This window comes from Ruegeria sp. CDSA141 (assembly GCF_059612005.1).
Genome location: NZ_JBXWPT010000017.1, coordinates 15,152 through 33,188, shown reverse-complemented (window position 1 = coordinate 33,188; position 18,037 = coordinate 15,152). Strand labels below are relative to the sequence as shown.

18 protein-coding genes and 1 tRNA gene are annotated in these 18,037 nt (G+C 58.4%); 15 read left to right on the top strand and 4 right to left on the bottom strand.

Features of this window, described 5'->3' with window-relative positions; translation table 11 throughout:
• Positions 1-100: 100 nt before the first annotated feature.
• From AC2FLP_RS18345 to AC2FLP_RS18285, 13 genes are all read left to right on the top strand, one after another.
• Complete coding sequence (locus AC2FLP_RS18345; protein ID WP_117872280.1) at positions 101-412, top strand: ETC complex I subunit; 312 nt, start codon at positions 101-103, stop codon at positions 410-412.
• The gene (locus AC2FLP_RS18340; protein WP_117872282.1) at positions 413-889 is read left to right on the top strand and encodes a GNAT family N-acetyltransferase; all 477 of its coding nucleotides are present in this window, start codon (positions 413-415) and stop codon (positions 887-889) included. It abuts the gene before it with no gap.
• Between the two features lie 21 nt (positions 890-910).
• A tRNA-Arg gene (locus tag AC2FLP_RS18335) sits at positions 911-987 on the top strand.
• Between the two features lie 379 nt (positions 988-1,366).
• On the top strand, positions 1,367-2,380 hold the full coding sequence (gene iolG / locus AC2FLP_RS18330; protein WP_496685402.1) for an inositol 2-dehydrogenase: 1,014 nt from the start codon (positions 1,367-1,369) through the stop codon (positions 2,378-2,380).
• Between the two features lie 124 nt (positions 2,381-2,504).
• Positions 2,505-3,425, top strand: a complete 921-nt coding sequence (locus AC2FLP_RS18325) for a sugar ABC transporter substrate-binding protein (protein ID WP_117872286.1) — start codon at positions 2,505-2,507, stop codon at positions 3,423-3,425.
• Between the two features lie 69 nt (positions 3,426-3,494).
• Positions 3,495-4,601: an ABC transporter permease gene (locus AC2FLP_RS18320; protein ID WP_117872288.1), complete on the top strand. Its 1,107-nt coding sequence runs from the start codon at positions 3,495-3,497 to the stop codon at positions 4,599-4,601.
• 1 nt (position 4,602) lies between these two features.
• Positions 4,603-5,424, top strand: coding sequence for an ATP-binding cassette domain-containing protein (locus tag AC2FLP_RS18315; protein WP_117872290.1), 822 nt, complete (start codon positions 4,603-4,605; stop codon positions 5,422-5,424).
• Positions 5,425-5,576: 152 nt separating this feature from the next.
• Positions 5,577-7,409, top strand: coding sequence for a 3D-(3,5/4)-trihydroxycyclohexane-1,2-dione acylhydrolase (decyclizing) (gene iolD / locus AC2FLP_RS18310; RefSeq protein WP_496685398.1), 1,833 nt, complete (start codon positions 5,577-5,579; stop codon positions 7,407-7,409).
• Positions 7,406-8,305, top strand: a complete 900-nt coding sequence (gene iolE / locus AC2FLP_RS18305; RefSeq protein ID WP_496676318.1) for a myo-inosose-2 dehydratase — start codon at positions 7,406-7,408, stop codon at positions 8,303-8,305. The genes iolD and iolE overlap by 4 nt, the downstream gene beginning before the upstream one ends.
• Before the next feature lie 48 nt (positions 8,306-8,353).
• The gene (locus tag AC2FLP_RS18300; protein ID WP_299901414.1) at positions 8,354-9,535 is read left to right on the top strand and encodes a phytanoyl-CoA dioxygenase family protein; all 1,182 of its coding nucleotides are present in this window, start codon (positions 8,354-8,356) and stop codon (positions 9,533-9,535) included.
• A 48-nt stretch (positions 9,536-9,583) separates the two neighbouring features.
• Entirely contained in the window at positions 9,584-10,390 is an 807-nt protein-coding gene (gene iolB, locus AC2FLP_RS18295; RefSeq protein WP_299901417.1) for a 5-deoxy-glucuronate isomerase, read from the top strand.
• Entirely contained in the window at positions 10,387-11,145 is a 759-nt protein-coding gene (locus AC2FLP_RS18290; RefSeq protein ID WP_299901420.1) for an SDR family NAD(P)-dependent oxidoreductase, read from the top strand. Before iolB ends, AC2FLP_RS18290 begins: the two co-directional genes overlap by 4 nt.
• 27 nt (positions 11,146-11,172) lie before the next feature.
• A complete protein-coding gene (locus tag AC2FLP_RS18285; protein ID WP_496685395.1) occupies positions 11,173-11,952 on the top strand; it encodes a TIM barrel protein in 780 nt (259 codons plus the stop codon).
• A 15-nt stretch (positions 11,953-11,967) separates the two neighbouring features.
• On the opposite strand, the gene AC2FLP_RS18280 is transcribed toward AC2FLP_RS18285, so the two are convergent.
• From AC2FLP_RS18280 to iolC, 3 genes are read right to left on the bottom strand one after another with little or no spacing between them, the layout of a single operon-like run.
• Positions 11,968-12,807, bottom strand: coding sequence for a class II fructose-bisphosphate aldolase (locus AC2FLP_RS18280; protein ID WP_117872305.1), 840 nt, complete (start codon positions 12,805-12,807; stop codon positions 11,968-11,970).
• A complete protein-coding gene (locus AC2FLP_RS18275; protein WP_117872307.1) occupies positions 12,804-13,640 on the bottom strand; it encodes a 5-deoxy-glucuronate isomerase in 837 nt (278 codons plus the stop codon). The genes AC2FLP_RS18280 and AC2FLP_RS18275 overlap by 4 nt, the downstream gene beginning before the upstream one ends.
• Before the next feature lie 9 nt (positions 13,641-13,649).
• Positions 13,650-14,618 carry a 5-dehydro-2-deoxygluconokinase gene (iolC, locus tag AC2FLP_RS18270; RefSeq protein WP_299901430.1) on the bottom strand — a complete coding sequence of 323 codons (969 nt, stop codon included), beginning with the start codon at positions 14,616-14,618 and terminating at the stop codon, positions 13,650-13,652.
• Between the two features lie 124 nt (positions 14,619-14,742).
• Here iolC and AC2FLP_RS18265 point away from each other — a divergent pair, with 124 nt between their 5' ends.
• Together AC2FLP_RS18265 and AC2FLP_RS18260 are read left to right on the top strand one after the other, a co-directional pair.
• Positions 14,743-15,846, top strand: coding sequence for a Gfo/Idh/MocA family protein (locus tag AC2FLP_RS18265; RefSeq protein WP_496685392.1), 1,104 nt, complete (start codon positions 14,743-14,745; stop codon positions 15,844-15,846).
• A gap of 37 nt (positions 15,847-15,883) precedes the next feature.
• Positions 15,884-17,017 (top strand): Gfo/Idh/MocA family protein, encoded by a 1,134-nt coding sequence (locus tag AC2FLP_RS18260; protein ID WP_496685444.1) that lies wholly within the window; start codon positions 15,884-15,886, stop codon positions 17,015-17,017.
• Here AC2FLP_RS18260 and AC2FLP_RS18255 read toward each other — a convergent pair whose 3' ends face one another.
• Positions 17,018-18,016: a LacI family DNA-binding transcriptional regulator gene (locus tag AC2FLP_RS18255; protein ID WP_299639828.1), complete on the bottom strand. Its 999-nt coding sequence runs from the start codon at positions 18,014-18,016 to the stop codon at positions 17,018-17,020.
• Between the last annotated feature and the right edge of the window lie 21 nt (positions 18,017-18,037).

Below are 18,037 nucleotides of genomic sequence, written 5' to 3'. Positions count from 1 at the left end.
GGCATTGGCGGGCTTCGGTGATCTGCGACAATTGTTGTCTTGTCCCGGGCTGCGCTCTGACGCATAAACAGGTTCAGCCAAGTGAGTACGGAGAGGCGACATGCGCGCACGGATTTACCAGCCTGCAAGAAATGCGATGACCTCGGGGATGGCCAAAACCCGCAAATGGGTTCTGGAATATGCCCCTGCTTCGGCACGTGAGGTTGATCCGCTGATGGGCTGGACGTCATCCAATGACACGCAAACCCAGATACGTCTGAAATTCGACACCAAGAAAGAGGCGATTGATTACGCTCGTGACAATGGTATCGACGCGCAGGTCAGCGAGCCGCACAAGCGCAAAGCCAACCTGCGCGCACGGGGCTACGGGGAAAACTTCGCCACCGACCGGCGTGCGCCCTGGACACACTGAATGATCGACATTCGCGAGGCCGACCCGACTTCGGACGTGTTGCGCCCGGTTGTCGAAGCGCATTTCGCCCACAGCGAATCAGCGGGTCCTGCGGAAAGCAACCACACGATGAGCGCCGAGTCACTGGCCGGACCGGGGATTCGATTCTGTGCGATCTACGACGGCAAGCAGGCTTTGGGCTGCGGCGCTTTGAAAGCGCTGCCCGATGGTACGGCCGAGGTGAAATCGGTGCATATCCTCGCGCAGGCGCGTGGGCGCGGACTGGCGCGCGTCATGATGATCCATCTGGCAGAACTGGCGCGTGCTGAAGGTGTCGAAGCCCTGGTTTTGGAAACCGGGGCAGAGCATCTTCCGGAGTATGATGCCGCTCGTAAACTCTACGAAGCGTTGGGCTATTCCTACTGCGGACCGATCTTTGGGTACAGCGACGATCCGAACAGCGCATTCATGCGCTTGGCTCTTGAACCCCACGCGTAAAAACCGCAAGAAGGGTGCAGCGGTCCCTTAGCTCAACTGGATAGAGCAGCTGACTTCTAATCAGCAGGTTGAGGGTTCGAGTCCTTCAGGGATCGCCATTCTCGAACGCCAATTTCAATGAAAGCACCGGGCCGTTGGGGCCGCCGCTTTCTTGTGGCTGCTGGGTGGGGGGGAAGGGCTGGACGAGGGGGTCATGCCAGCCCTTCTTAGGGGTCACAGAGTGGTAGTGTGTTCCTTAACTAAACATTAACCTGATTCACCGTGTTCCGAAATTGGGGGATTCCCGTAGGGCGGCCAATGCGCGGATTTCAGCGTGTGGAGTGTTGCTGAAGGTTCGGGATCTGGGATCATGTCGCTGCTTTTTCGAGGGGATTTGGGGCTTTGGGAGCAAAAGCTCTGAGGTAGTGAAAAAAAATATTGCAACCGGTTGCAAAGAGAATCATTGTTGCGCGCAATAACAAGATTCGGGAGAGTTGCATGTTGAAGGTCGGATTGTTGGGCGCCGGGCGCATCGGGCGTGTTCATGCACAGGCGATTGTATCTCATCCGGGCAGCACGCTCAGTGCCGTTTCCGACGCCTTGCCCGAAGCTGCGGCGAGCCTGGCCAACGATCATGGGGTCGATGCGCGCCGCTCTGAAGAGATCCTTGCGGATCCGGAGATTGGCGCGGTTCTGATCGCAACTCCAACCAACACGCATTCTGATCTGATCGAAGCTGCGACCGGCGCAGGCAAGGCTGTTCTGTGCGAAAAGCCTGTTGATCTGAACCTTCAGCGTGCCACGGATTGCCTGAACACTGTCTCGGGACGAGGCAAGCCGGTAATGATTGGATTTAATCGGCGATTCGATCCCAATTTCGCGTCCTTGAAGGCGGGGTTGGACGCGGGTGAAATTGGTAAGGCGGAATTGCTTTCAATCACCTCGTTTGACCCAGCACCACCGCCGGTAAGCTACGTAAAAGTTTCTGGTGGGTTGTTTCGAGACATGATGATTCATGATTTTGATATGGCAAACTACCTGATGGGGGAGGTTCCCGATACCATCTCGGCGGTTGGATCTTCGCTTGTGGACGCCGAGATTGGGGCTGCAGGAGATGTGGACACAGCCGTAGTTACAATGTCCTACGCGGATGGCAGGATTGCAGTCATCAAGAATTCACGGCGCGCGGCCTATGGCTATGACCAGCGGGTCGAGTTGTTGGGTTCTGAGGGGTTGCTGCAGGCTCGGAATGTACTGGAAAACACAGTCGTAAAATCAACGGCAGACGGTGTTGTGGGCGCCAAACCAACCTATTTCTTCCTGGAGCGCTACATGCCTGCGTACCGCGTGGAATGGGCCGCATTTGTCGAAGCTGTTGAAGGCGGATCCGACGTTCCGGTGACATTGAAAGATGGTGTTGCGGCACTGGCGATGGCCGAGGCTGCAACCGTGTCAGCGCAGACAGGAAAACCGGTTCGAATGGAAGAAATTTTGAAACCGGTTGCAAAATGATCGAAATTCTTCAAACTTACGCCAGCTCGGCCCAGCGTCGCAGCCACGGAGATTCGGCACAGCCGGATGATTGGGGCCGGTACCCCAACAGAAGATCAGACTGAACCAATGGGAGGAAACTGAAATGAAGAAATTCGTTAAAGGCGCGCTTGCTGCGGGGGCATTGGCCTTGGCCACGCCCGCGTTTGCACAGGAAATCGTGGTCGTGTCGCATGGCCAGGCAAACGACGCATTCTGGAACGTCGTGAAAAACGGTGTCGAGCAGGCCGGTAAAGATGTCGGTGTGAACGTGGAATATCGTGCGCCTGAAACCTTTGACATGGTGGCCATGTCGCAGCTGATCGACGCCGCCGTGAACCAGGAGCCCGACGGGCTGATCGTTTCGATCCCGGATGCGGACGCGCTTGGCCCCTCGATCGAACGCGCGGTTGCCGCCGGTATCCCGGTGATCTCGATCAACTCGGGCGCGGAAGTGGCCAAGGAACTGGGTGCTCTGCTGCACGTAGGTCAGGACGAATACGATGCAGGGAAAGCAGCTGGTGAAGAACTGGCGTCGATGGGTGGCTCCAATGCGATCTGTGTCAACCACGAGGTTGGCAACGTGTCACTTGACCTGCGCTGCGAAGGTTTCACCGAAGGGTTTGGCGGTAAGGTAACCGTTCTGCCGACCTCGAACGATCCGTCCGAGATCGAGTCCAAGGTTTCTGCCGCGCTGGCTTCTGACGAAAGCGTCGATACCGTTATGGCTTTGGGCGCAAGCTCGGCCGGCGAGCCATCTGTCGCTGCTGCCAAAGCGTCGGGGCGGGATGTGAATGTTGCCTCGTTCGACCTGTCGGCCAACTTCTTGCAGTCAATCGTTGATGGCGATGCGGCCTTTGCCATCGACCAGCAGCAGTACCTTCAGGGTTATCTGTCCGTGAACTTCATGGGTCTGCACGCCAAGTACGGCCTGATGCCGGGCGGCGACGTGCCGTCGGGTCCGAACCTGATCACTCAGGACAAGGCCGCTCAGGTCATCGAACTGTCCGCACAGGGCATCCGCTGACTTCGGCGCGATCCGGCAATCAACAGGATCGGCGCCAACGCGCCGGTCTCACCGAATTGGGAGGAAACCATGAGTGAATCAGCGCCCGTCCTGTCGGACGAAAGGGTCAAGAAAGAACCATTCCTAGCCAAACTAATGAAACGGCCCGAGTTGGGTGCCATTGCCGGTGCTGTTCTGGTTTTCCTATTCTTTGCGATCACCGCAGATGAATCGATGTTCACCCTTGCTGGTGTTATGAACTTCATGACCCCTGCGGCGCAGTTGGGCATCCTGGCTATCGGCGCCGCACTACTGATGATTGGCGGAGAGTTCGACTTGTCAATCGGATCGATGGTTGCGTTCTCGGGGCTGTTTTTCGGCGTCTGTGTCGTGACCTGGCAATTGCCACTGATCTTCGCCATCCCAATGACATTCGTATTCGCGGCCTGTGTTGGTGCGATCAACGGCAATATCGTGATCCGTTCGGGCCTGCCATCGTTCATTGTAACGCTGGCGTTTTTGTTCATCCTTCGTGGCCTGTCACTGGTCGGCCTGAAAATGGCAACAGGCGGTTCGACCCAGTTGCGCGGTGTACGCGATGCGGTCGAAAACGACTGGCTGGCTCCTTTCTTTTCGGGCGAAGCATTCGGCAGCCTGTTCGCATGGCTGGCCGCCAACGGCATGATAGATACATTCAAAAGCGGCGCGCCCAAGGTCCCGGGAATTCCCGTCGAAATCCTGTGGTTCATTTTCATTACACTGGCGGCAACCTACGTTCTGTTGCGCACCCCGGTCGGGAACTGGATTTTCGCCTCGGGTGGTGACAGCACCGCTGCATCCAACTCAGGTGTTCCGGTGAGCCGCGTCAAGGTTTCACTGTTCATGCTGACGGCCTGCTGCGCCGCTCTGGTGGCCATCATAACCGTCATGGACGCAGGCTCGACCGATGCGCGGCGGGGGTTCCAGAAAGAATTTGAGGCGATTATCGCCGCGGTGATCGGCGGCTGCCTGCTGACTGGCGGATATGGCTCGGCCATCGGTGCCTTCTTCGGCTCGATCATCTTTGGCATGGTCGTCATCGGCCTGACCTATACCGACTTTGATCAGGATTGGTTCCAGGTTTTCCTGGGCGCCATGCTGTTGATTGCCGTTCTGTTCAACAACGCGATCCGTAAGCGCGTAACCGGGGAGCGCTGATATGACCGAAGACACCAAGTTCCACCATGGCGATGCCGTCGGCGATCAGGCGCCCATCGTACAGATGAAAGACATCGAAAAACACTTTGGCAATATCATCGCGCTCGCTGGGGTCAGCTTTGACGTCAAACCCGGTGAATGCCATTGCCTGCTGGGCGATAACGGTGCGGGAAAGTCCACCTTCATCAAGACCATGTCCGGGGTACACAAGCCCACCAAGGGCGAGATCATGTTCGAAGGCAAGCCGCTTCACTTCGACACGCCGCGCGATGCCATGGAAGCGGGCATTGCAACCGTGTTCCAGGATCTTGCGATGATCCCGCTGATGAGCGTGACGCGCAATTTCTTCATGGGGCGTGAACCTACCAAGGGTAAAGGGCTGCTCAAGCGGTTCGATGTGGATCATGCAAACGACGTCTGCATGGAAGAGATGCGCAAGATGGGCATCAATCTGCGCGGACCGGATCAGGCTGTCGGTACATTGTCAGGTGGTGAACGTCAGACTGTCGCCATCGCGCGGGCGGTGTATTTCGGCGCCAAGATCCTGATCCTGGACGAACCGACCTCGGCGCTTGGTGTGCGTCAGACGTCGAATGTTCTTGCCACAATCGACCGGGTGCGCAGCCAGGGTGTCGGCGTGGTTTTCATCAGCCACAACGTGCGCCATGCGCTGGCGGTGGGCGATCGTTTTACCGTGCTGAACCGTGGCAAAACACTGGGTACGGCCACGCGCGGCGAAATCACACCGGAACAGCTGCAGGATCTGATGGCCGGCGGTCAGGAAATGGCCGAGCTTGAGGGATCGCTGGGCGGTACTGTTTAAAACAAAATATCCGGATGTCCCCACGGGGGCATCCATCGGGCGGTGGCACCTGACGTCACTCTGTTTTCAGGCTCTGGTAAAAGGCCTGACACCTTCGCAAATGAGACAACCCGCGGACCGCCAACAGCGGCTCCGAGTTGAAAGGGATCATGATGAGCAAAACAGTCCGATTGACCGCGGCGCAGGCTCTGGTGCGCTATCTCGGGGCGCAGATGAACGAGGCCGGTGATCCTTTTATCGCAGGTGTGTGGGCGATTTTTGGCCATGGCAACGTGGCTGGTTTGGGTGAGGCACTGCATGGCGTGAGAGACAGTCTTCCGACCTATCGCGGTCACAACGAACAGACCATGGCACATAGCGCGATTGCTTATGCCAAGCAGTTGGGTCGGCGCCGCGCGATGGCGGTCACGTCGTCAATCGGACCAGGGGCCACCAACATGGTCACTGCGGCTGCTCTGGCCCATGTAAACCGCCTGCCTGTTTTATTGCTGCCTGGCGATGTGTTTGCGACGCGTGGCCCCGATCCGGTTTTGCAGCAGCCCGAAGTGTTCTCGGATGGAACCATCAGTGCGAATGACTGTTTCAGACCGGTCAGCCGGTATTTCGACCGCATCACCCGCCCGGAACACCTGCTGACGGCTCTGCCACGCGCCTTCCGCACGATGACGGACCCGGCGGATTGCGGCCCGGCGACGCTGGCCTTTTGTCAGGATGTGCAGGCCGAAGCTTATGACTATCCCGAAAGCTTCTTTGAGCCACGCGTCTGGTATCAGCGCCGCATTCGCCCGGATGAGGGTGAACTGGCCCGTGCCGTTGCCGCGATCAAGGCCGCCAAGCGTCCCGTTATCGTTGCAGGCGGAGGTGTGCATTATTCGGACGCAACCGCCGCGTTGCAGCGCTTTGCAGAAGCACACAATGTCCCGGTGGCCGAGACACAGGCCGGCAAGTCCGCATTGGCCTGGGATCATCCGCTCAACCTTGGTCCTGTTGGTGTAACCGGGGGCGAACCCGCCAATGACATCTGTGCAAAGGCGGATCTTGTGCTGGGCGTCGGCACCCGGTTTCAGGATTTCACCACCGGGTCATGGGGTTTGTTCGCGAACCCCCAGCGTGAGTTGATCAGCCTGAACACCGCCGCCTATGACGCCGAAAAGCACGGAGCGATGCCGTTGCAGGCCGACGCTCGGGTTGGTCTGGGTGAACTCAGCGAAGCGTTGGCAGACCATCGCGCGCCGGATCTGCCCGCGATATTGAAATCTGATTGGTTCGGTAAAGTTGATGCGCTGACGGATGCCCCCACCGACAGCAATGCACTGCCCACGGATATGCAGGTGATCGGCGCAGTGCAGCGGGCTGCCAATGAAAACACTGTTGCGATGTGTGCCGCCGGCACGATGCCGGGTGAGTTGCACAAGCTGTGGAAAGCGCCGCGCCCCGGTGCCTATCACATGGAATATGGTTTCAGCTGTATGGGGTATGAGATCGCCGGTGCCATGGGCATCAAGATGGCCCAGCCGGACCGCGACGTGATCTGCTTTACCGGTGACGGTACTTATATGATGGCCAACTCGGAAATGGCGACGGCGGCGATGATGGGGATCTCGTTCACCGTTGTCGTCACGGACAACCGGGGGTTTGGTTGCATCAACCGTCTGCAAATGGGGACAGGCGGGGCCGAGTTTAACAACCTTCTCGACCACACCGTACACGAAACAGCATCGGCCATTGATTTTGCCGCCCATGCGGCAGCGATGGGGGCTACCTCGGTCAAGGTCAGTTCAATTGCCGAGCTTGAAGACGCGCTGGCCAAACGCGGTGAGGTCAAAGGCCCCTATGTCGTGGTGATCGACACCGATCCCTACCCATCGACCGAATATGGCGGAACGTGGTGGGAAGTGGCGGTGCCCGAGGTCAGCGTCCGCCCTGAAGTGAATGAAAAACGTGCGGCCTATGAAACCGCCATCAAGGAAAGAAACACGAAATGAGCGTGAAGATCGGTATCTCTCCGATTGCCTGGCAGAATGACGACCTGCCGGACCTGACCGCAGCCTACACGATGGAGCAGGCGCTGAAAGAAGCGCGCGAGATCGGTTTCACAGGTGTCGAACGCGGCCAGAGGATGCCCGCCGACACCGAAGGGCTGCGCGCGTATCTGGATGCCAACAACATAGCGTTGTGTGGTGGTTGGTGCTCGGGCAGCACTCTGGTCAATGACCTTGACGCCGAGATCGGCGTCGTGCGCGAACAGGTCGAACAATTCGTCGCGCTGAACAGCCCATGTATCGTTTACGCCGAGTGTTCCAATACCGTTCAGGGGCAGATCGGAACGCCTGTCAATGATCGCCCCAAACTGTCGCAGGATGAGGTACTGGCCTATGCGGGCAAGCTGACCGAACTTGCCAAGTGGATGGCAGATCAGGGCATGCCGATGGCCTATCACCATCATATGGGCACGATCATCGAAAGCGAAGATGAAGTGAACTGGCTGATGGAGGGTTCCGGCCCCGAATTGAAGCTGTGCTTCGATACGGGCCATCTGCTGTTTGGCGGCGGCGATGTGATGGCCACACTGAACCGTTGGGGCGACCGGGTTCATCACGTACATTTCAAGGATATCCGACCCGAAATCGTACAGGACACACGCGAGAACAATCGAAGTTTCCTGGATGCGGTGATCGCAGGTGCGTTTACAGTGCCGGGTGATGGTTGCATCGACTTTCAGGCCGTGGCCAATGCATTGAAAGCAATGGATTACAACGGCTGGATTGTGGTCGAGGCAGAGCAGGACCCCGCCAAGGCGCCGCCATGTGAGTACTCCAAAATGGGCTTTGACCACATTGTCGAGGTTTGTGGCAACGCAGGGTTGGAAATCACCGCTTAAATCATCGCCTTACGGGGCAACACCGAAGCCATGTGAGAGGAGCACGTCATGGTACATCAGGACCTTGGATATGTCGGCTATTTCGACCGGGAATCCTGTGATCTGGACGAATTCAAGGTGTTGACCTCTCAGAGCCTTTCGACCGAGACGGTGCCTTTTGCCGTCTCCGTCGAAAAGAACGTGCCCGTCTATGATATGCAGGCACTGCGTTCCGGTTTGGAACAGCCTGATACGCGTAGGGCCTTGCTGGCGGAATGGGGCCGGGTGCTGGGCAAATCCGCCGGTGTGATCGCCCTGAAAGGGGCGTATCCGGACACGTCGATCATTGATCGGGCGACGGAAGTATTTCGTGAAATCATCGAAGAAGAACGCCAGGGTAGCGCGGGTGAGGGCGATCACTTTGCCGCCTCGGGCGCGAATGACCGGGTGTGGAACGCGCTGCAAAAGCAATGCCTGCGCGACCCCGAGGGCTTTGCGCTCTATTTCGGGAACACGGCGATTGCTGCGGCATGTGAAGCATGGCTTGGGCCGAACTATCAGGTGACCGCTCAGATCAATCAGGTGCGCCCCGGTGGCAAGGCGCAACAGGCGCATCGGGACTATCACCTTGGGTTTCAAAACGCCGAAAGCGCGGCCCGGTATCCGGCTCATGCACATCTGGTGACGGCCTCGCTGACCTTGCAAGGGGCGGTTGCGCATTGTGACATGCCGGTGAAAAGCGGCCCGACCAAATTGTTGCCGTTCTCGCAGCTCTACCCATCGGGCTATCTGGCGTTCCACGATGAAGCGCACCGTGCGTATTTCGAAGACAGCTGTATCCAGTTGCCTCTGGAAAAGGGTGACGCGGTGTTCTTCAATCCGGCCCTGTTCCATGGAGCGGGCGAGAACAGCAGCACCGACATCAATCGCATGGCAAACCTGCTGCAAATCTCATCCCCCTTCGGTCGCGCGATGGAGATGGTTGATCGGCATTCCATGTCGCAAGCAGTGTTCCCGTCGCTTGTCGCCCTGAAACAACGTGGGGCTTTGACTTCGGGGGACCTGGATGCAGCGATTGCTGCTACCGCTGAAGGTTATCCGTTCCCGACCAATCTGGATACTGATCCACCGATTGGAGGCAACGCGCCCGACAGCCAGGCTGACATCCTTAGACGGGCCGTTTTCGAAGGATGGAAGAAGGAACAGCTATCCGAGGCTCTTTCTGCCCTGCGGGCAAGGCAAGCTGCTTGAATACAATTCAGGCGGACCCTGTGGGCCCGCCCAATAAGGAGAACAAGAATGGCAGACCTGCTGAAGAAACCGTTTGGAACCCGTGGCAAGGTACATGACATCACTCCGGCCAGCGCGGGATGGCGATATGTGGGCTTTGGCCTGTATCATCTAAAAGCAGGCGACAGGGCGGCCGAGGCAACCGGGGATCGTGAGGTTATTCTGGTGATGGTCGAAGGCAAGGCAAAGATCACCGGGGCAGGCCAGGACTGGGGCATTTTGGGCGACCGGATGAACGTGTTCGAAAAGACGCCGCCGCATTGCCTGTATCTGCCCAACGGAACCGAGTGGGAGGCCGTGGCGGAAACCGACTGCGTTGTGGCCATCTGTTCGGCGCCGGGTAAGGGCGGTCGTACGGCGCGTCGGATTGGACCTGATGGCATAACCCTGACCGAACGCGGCAAAGGGGTAAATACGCGATACATCAACAATATCGCCATGGAGAATGAGGACTACGCAGACAGCCTGCTGGTGACCGAGGTGTTCACACCAAATGGCCATTGGTCGTCCTATCCCAGTCACCGTCACGACGAGGATGATTATCCTCGCATCACATATCTGGAGGAGACCTACTACCACCGGCTCAACCCTTCCAATGGGTTCGGAATTCAGCGGGTCTATACAGATGATGGTCAGCTGGATGAGACAATGGCCCTTTCCGATGGCGATGTTGTTACTGTTCCGCGCGGCCATCACCCTTGCGGCGCGCCCTATGGATTTGAGATGTACTATCTTAACGTCATGGCCGGGCCGCTGCGAAAATGGCGGTTTGTACCAGCCCCCGAGGTTGAATGGATCATGGAGCGTGACGGATGAACAGAGATTTTGCCAATTACCCAAGCCTTGCGGGAAAAACGGTTTTTGTCACGGGCGGGGCTGGAGGAATTGGCGCTGAAACCGTTCGGGCCTTTGCCGACCAAGGGGCAAAGGTCGGCATTCTGGATCTGAATGCCGACGCCGGACTCGCGCTGCTGTCTGGCCTGGACGGTGAACACGCTTTTGTGCAGTGCGACTTGCGCGATATCGAAGCTATGCAAGAGGCGTTGGGGCAACTGGTCGAGGAGCTGGGCGCCGCGGACGTGCTGGTCAACAACGCCGCCCAGGATGATCGTCATGACTGGCGCGAAGTGACGCCGGACTACTGGGATGAGCGCATGGCGACAAATATCCGTCACATGTTCTTTGCCATTCAGGCAGTGGCGCCCGGCATGATAGCCATGCGTGCGGGTTCGATCGTCAATATCGGCTCGAATTCGTGGTGGGAGGCAGGTGCGGGTTTTCCGGCCTATGCCACGGCCAAATCCGCAGTCCATGGATTGACCCGCACCATGGCGCGTGAACTGGGCGATCATCGTATTCGCGTGAACACGGTGGTGCCGGGCTGGATCATGACCGACCGCCAGAAAGACCTGTGGGTCACGCCCGAGGCGCTGGCCAAGCAGGTGGATCGTCAATGTCTGCCGGACCCGATTGAGCCGGTCTATGTGGCGCGCATGGTCCTGTTTCTGGCCTCGGATGACGCGGCCATGTGCAGTGCGGGGAATTTCATGGTCGAAGGTGGCTCGATCTGAACCAATCTGGACAATTGGAGAGCTGACATGCCTCAACCTTTTCAACTTGCGGCATGTGCTGAAATGCTGTGGCTCGACAAACCCATGGAGTGGCGTGCCGCGCGGCTGACCGAGATGGGGTTTGGTGTTGGCCTATGGAACTGGCCGGCCTGGGATACGGTGAAACTTGAACGCGTTGGCGCGAACTATACGATCATGAATGGTTATCTTCAGGGCTGTCTTGCGGATGATTTAGGGGCTGACATGCTCCTGACATCCGCGCGTGAGACGGTACAGATTGGCAAGCGTCTTGGTGTGGATCGTCTGAACCTGCACGGCACCGGTTTGGGCGATGGTGGAATACCGCTCTGGCAGCACGATGTTGTGACCGGCGATATGTGGCTGAAAGCGCGGGACACGTTGCGCCGCATTTGTGATCTGGCGGACGAACAGGATGTCGTTTTCACGCTGGAGAACCTGAATCTGCTGGATCATCCCGGTTGTCTTTTTGGTTCGACCAAGGATGTTCTGGCGTTGGTTTCGTCTGTGAACCACCAGAGCCTGCGCATAAATCTGGACCTCTATCACACGCAGATCGGGGAAGGCGATCTGATCCGTTGGTGCGAGAATTGCCTGCCTTGGATCGGAGAGATACAAGTGGCCGACAATCCCGGGCGGTGCCAGCCGGGAACCGGTGAGATCAACTATGCCGCCGTGGCGCGGGCGCTCAATGACAGGGGGTACCGTGGACCTGTCAGCCTCGAGGCATTTGCTGCGGGCGACCCAGAAACGGCGCTTGAGGCGTTCCGGGCAGCCTTTACGATTTAAGAAAGATTGGGCATCTTACCTTTGCGGCGGGGCGCCAAAGGCACGGATCACGGTGCGGGCAGCGGCCTCAACCGGGTCGTGCGTTTCCTTCAGGATCGTGACGCGGTCAAAACGTTCAGGATCACGATTGACGGCTTCACGCATGGCATTTCCGAATGCCATACGCAGCTCGGTTCCTATGTTGAACTTGCAGATAGAGGTCTCGCGCGCCAGCTTCATTCGCTGCTCTACCGGCACACCGGACCCGCCATGAATGACCAAAGGCACTTTGGCCACGGCATCGATTTCGGCGACACGCGCCTCATCCAGGCCACCTTCTTTGTTTTGCTGCAAGTGAACATTGCCAACCGAAATCGCCATCGCGTCGACACCGCTTTCGCGTGCAAACTTCGCGGCTTCTTCGGGGTCAGTGCCGTTTGATCCTTCACCACCGGAATACCCCACAAAGCCGATCTCTCCCTCGCATGAAATCCCGGCTGAGTGGGCCATCTCAGCGATCGCGGCGGTTTCATCGATGTTCTGCTGCAAGGGCTTGCGTGATCCGTCAAACATCAGCGACGTAAAACCACTGTCGAGGGCGACCTTGCAGTCCTCGAAAGTGTAGCCGTGATCCAGATGGGCAACGACCGGAACCGAGGCGTTTTCGGCGAGATACCGGAACATCTTGCCCAGAACGGGCAGCGGTGTGTGCTCACGACAGCTGGGACCGGCTTGCAAAATAACCGGTGCATTTTCCGCCTCGGCCGCGGCCACATAGGCGCGCATGTCTTCCCAGCCCAGCGTCACGAGCCCGCCCACGGCATAGCCTTGTTCATAAGCGGGTTGCAGGACGTCTTTCAGTGTGACGAGGGTCATTTGAACTTCGCGATCATGTCTTTAATGCCCGGAATGGTCTCGATCTGATAGGCATGGGTGGGTTGGAAATACTGCACCAGCGACCGCTGGGTCAGCCCGCCGAGGATGGTGAAGTAATACATCTCGTATCCCGGCAGCACGCAGCAGGGGTGATAGCCCTTGTCGATGCAGATCGTGGAGCCGTCGACGATATGGTAGGCATCACCCGGTTCGTTGTCCTCGCGCTGCAACATCTGCAGGCCCGAGCCCCAGTTGGGCTTGAAACGGAAATTGTAGGTTTCGTCATGCCGGGTCTCGTCCGGCAGGCGGTTGGTGTCGTGCTTGTGACTGGGAAAGCCCGACCAGCCGCCCTGACCCACGGTAAACAGCTCGCTGACCAGCAGGCAGCCGACCTTGTCATGCTGTTTCTGGCCGAGGATGTGCTTGATCTTGCGATGCGTCTTGGTGTCATCGCTGCCATATTGCACCAGGTCGTGTTCGCGCACATCGAACGGGTCCAGCACCTTGTCGTATTTGGAGCCGGCCACGAACACCTCGGCCGTCTCCGAGACGCAGACCATCAGCGCCCTGGCCCCCGACGGCACATAGGCGCCTTCGGGCTCGCCATCCCATACGTCCTCGCCCCGGTTGCCCAGAAGGGCAAAGCGCACGCCCTCGACATCCACGTCGACGCTGCCGGTGGCAGGCACGATGCAGGTCTCATAGCCCGGGACCTTGTATTCGAAGGCCTCGCCCTTTTTCAGTTTTACGATGTTGAAATAGTTCAGTGGGACAGTTGGATCATCTGCGTCGACGATCGGTTTGTTCTGGTTATCGTAGGGCGCGATATGCATGGAGTTCTCCTATGTGGCCGGGCCGGGATGAGAAGCGAGGAACGCGTCCAGTTCCGGGGTCGTCGGCATGGCGGGCGCGCAACCGGGATGCGACACCACGATCGACGCGCAGGCCGAACCGCGCATGACGGCGTCTTTCAGATCGTGCCCTGCGGCGATCGAAGCCAACAGACCCGCCATGAAACTGTCGCCAGCCCCGTTGGGTTTGACAGCAGTGACCGGGTAAATACCGGTTCGAAGTTCTTGCCCGTCCACCAAGGTGACAGCGCCTTTTTCACCCATCTTGTAGATGATGATCCGACCGGGTTTTTCAGCAAGTTCCCGGGCCTTGGCAAAACCCTTTTCGATGCCGCCGGCCATGAACCCGAACTCTTCGTCGTTGCCGACGATCAGGTCGCTGGCGTCACCAGCCCGCGACAGAACTTCGGCAGCCACCTCGGGTGAGGGCCAGCTGTAGGGGCGGTAATCGATATCGAAGATGATCGGCAGGCCTGCGTTCCGGGCGTTCTCAAAGGCCCGGAATGTAGCGCTGCGCGACGGTTCGGACGCAAAGACCGTCCCAGCCGAGATGATCGCCGAGAATGATGAATAATCGACCCTGTCCATATCCTCTTCGGTGACTTGGAAATCAACGGCCCCATTACGATAGATCACATTCTGAAAGTTCTCGATCCGGCTTTCGTACACGGCCAGAGACATGCGGTATTCGCCGCCTAGAACGCGGATATAGGATGTGTCCACACCGTAATGCCGCAACCGGTTCAGACAGAACCGTCCGATCGCATCATCCGAGACGGACGTGATCAGCGACGCCTCACTGCCCAACTTGACCAACCCGGCACAAATATTCGCGGAAGACCCCCCAAGGTCGGCATGAAACGTGTCGGCATCCTCGCTTCTGACGCCGATCGGGTCGGCGTACAGGTCCATACCTGCGCGACCCAGAACGGCGAAGCGGTTTCCTTTGATACCATCCATCAAAGCGCTCAAGTTTTGTCCTCCGGCAGAGTGGGGTCGGCAAAGTTTGGACCTTGCGTTGAATCGATTCACACGATACTGATTTTGCAACCGGTTGCAAATGATATGTTCGGAGCCGTTGCAGATGCCTGAAATCGGAATTGGAATCGTCGGCGGCGGCTATATGGGCAAGGCCCATTCCGTAGCCATGTCTGCGGTCGGTGCAGTGTTCAACACGGCATTGAGACCCCGACTGGAGGTCATTTGTTCGTCCCGCCCCGATAGCGCTGAACGATACAGCACAGCCTACGGGTACAAACGCGCGACCCACGATTGGCGTGTATTGGTTGAGGACCCACAGGTCGAGGCAATCGTCATCGCCTCGCCTCAATCCACGCATCGTCAGATTGCCGAAGCGGCTTTTGCACTGGGCAAACCGGTTCTGTGTGAAAAGCCATTGGGCGCGTCGCTTGCGGACAGCCAGGCTATGGTTGCTGCTGCCGAGGCTTCGGGTGCGGTCAACATGGTGGGGTTCAACTATATTCGCACGCCCGCAAGCCAATTCGCCCGCCAGCTGATCGCCGACGGAGAGATTGGGGATGTCACTTGGTTCCGGGGGGAGCACACCGAAGATTTCTATGCCGACCCGCGAGCTCCGGCGACCTGGCGCACGACAGGCATGGCCAATGGCACAATCGGAGATCTGGCACCGCACATGGTCAACGGTGCGTTGGCACTGGTTGGACCCATCGCACAGGTGATGGCGGATGTTGAAACGGTTCACAAAACCCGACCTGGTGGTGAGGTGACAAACGACGACCACGCCCAGATGATGTGCCGGTTCGAAAACGGGGTTATGGGCAACCTGTATTTCAGCCGCGTCGCGACGGGGCGAAAAATGGGCTATGCTTATGAAATATCTGGAACAAAGGGCGCTATCCGGTTCGATCAGGAAGACCAGAACGCGCTGTGGCTGTATAAGCGGGAAGGGCCCGAAGCCACGCGCGGGTTTGCCAAGATCCTGACCGGCCCGGCGCATCCGGATTACGAGCCTTTCTGCCAGGGTCCGGGCCACGGAACGGGCTATCAGGACCAGATCATTATCGAGGCCAAAGATTTTCTGCAGGCCATCCATACCGGAAAAGCCACTTGGCCCTCTTTTCGCGACGGGCATGAGGTCAACCGCGTGCTTGCTGCCGCGTTGGCGTCGTCAGATCAGCGGCAGTGGAAAGACATCTGCGATTTCTGATCGCTCAACCTAAAAGCTTTAATGAGAGACAATGACCATGTTTAAGTTGAGATGGGGCATGATCGGTGGTGGTGAAGGCAGCCAGATTGGTCCTGCGCACCGCTTGGGGGCACAGGCTGACGGGCTGTTTGAATTTGCCGCTGGCGCGCTGGATCACCGGCCCGAAACCGGCCGGGAATACGCGCAGCGATTGGGTGTTGCCACCGATCGCGCCTATGGAGACTGGCAAGAGATGCTGGCAGGCGAGAAAGACCGTGAAGACCGGGTTGACCTGGTGACCATCGCCACACCCAACTCGACCCATTTCGAGATTGCCAAGGCGTATCTTGAAGCAGGCTTCAATGTCCTGTGTGAAAAGCCGATGACCATGACCGTGGAAGAGGGTGAGGAAATAGTCCGCGTTGCCGAAGCATCGGGAAAGATCTGCGCGGTGAACTACTGCTATTCCGCCTATCCCATGGTACGTCAGGCCCGCGCGATGGTGCGCGCGGGCGAAATCGGACAGGTGCGTCTTGTGGTGACCAATTTCAGCCATGGCCACCACGGGGATGCCACCGATGCCGACAATCCGCGTGTGCGGTGGCGCTATGACCCTGCGATGGCAGGCGTTTCCGGGCAGTTTGCCGATTGCGGTATTCACGCACTGCATATGGCCAGTTTTATCTGCGATGATGAGGTGAAGACGCTTTCGGCCGATATGGCCTCAACGATCGCAAGCCGGGAGCTGGAAGACGATGCAATGATCAACTTTCGTATGGAAGGCGGCACAGTCGGGCGTCTTTGGACATCCTCTGTGGCGATCGGGCGCCAGCATGGCTTTGACATACAGGTCTTTGGCGAAACCGGCGGGCTGCGCTGGGCGTCTGAGCAGCCCAACCAATTAATCTATACACCCGTTGGTGGGCGTACACAGATCATAGAAAAGGGCGAGGGCGGTCTGCATGGCGAAGCTCAGCGCCTGTCACGTGTCGCCATCGCGCACCCCGAGGGGTTCCCACTGGCCGTCGCCAATATCTATTGCGATCTGGCGGATGCAATCCGCGGTGAAAGCCGGGATGGGCTGCCCGATGCTGCTGATGGTGTGCGATCGATCGCCGCCGTTCACGCGGCTGTTGCTTCGGGCAAAGCAGATGGCGCTTGGCATGATGCCCGCCCGCCAATGTTTCGTTGATCAGACGCGGGGCCGTAGAGTGCCCCGCTCAATCACCCGGCAGGGGAAAATTCGGGCTTCGGGATAACGCTGAGGCTCTTTCAACATCTCGACGACCAGATCCACGGACGAAGTGATGATCTGCTTGATCGGCTGATGGATGGTGGTCAGGTTGATATATTCCCAGCGCGACATCTCCATGTCGTTCAGGCCGATGATTCCGATATCGGTGCCCGGTTTCAGCCCGTGATCGGCCAGCGCTGACAGCGCCCCGATCGACAGGATGTCATCGCCGCAGAAATAGGCCTGCGCCGGATCACCGGCCAGCAGGCGCAGCATCTCGGCCCGCCCCGCTTCGAAGGAATAGGCCCCGGCGAAGGAGTGGCTGACCGGAATCTGCGGATGGCCGGCCATTTCTTCAATGAAGCCCCGTTGCCGGTCCAGGGACGAGGTCGCATCCTGCGGCCCGCCCAGATAGCCCACACTGGCATAGCCCCGCGCGACCAGCTCGCGCGCAGCCATGCGTCCGCATTCCACGTTGTCGATCCCGACCACATGGACTTCGGGCGAGGTGGCAGACCGGCCGAACGTGTGCACCACTGGTACACCCGCATCATGAAAGGCCTTTGCAAAACTGGGCGGTAACGTCGAGGATGCCACGATAGCTGCGTCAACCGAGTATTGGCGCAGCATTCGGACAGAGTTGGCAGGTTCGGTTTCGTCCGTCAGGTTCACGATCAGCGGGCGCAGGCCGCGTTCCTGCAGGGCGCGTGTAAACTGATCGAAGACTTCCAGGAAAATCGGGTTGTGAAAGTTGTTCGAAATCAATCCGATCAGTTTGGTGCGCCCGGTCGTCAGAGACGACGCCAGGGCATTGGGACTATAGCCCAGCTCACGGGCCGCCTTTTCAACCTTGCTGCGCGTTTTTGCAGAAACCGAGGCACCTTCAGTAAAGGTGCGCGACACGGCGGATCGTGAAACGCCGGCCAAAGCGGCCACGTCTTTCAGAGTTACACTCACGCCGGGGAACTCCGATAGTAG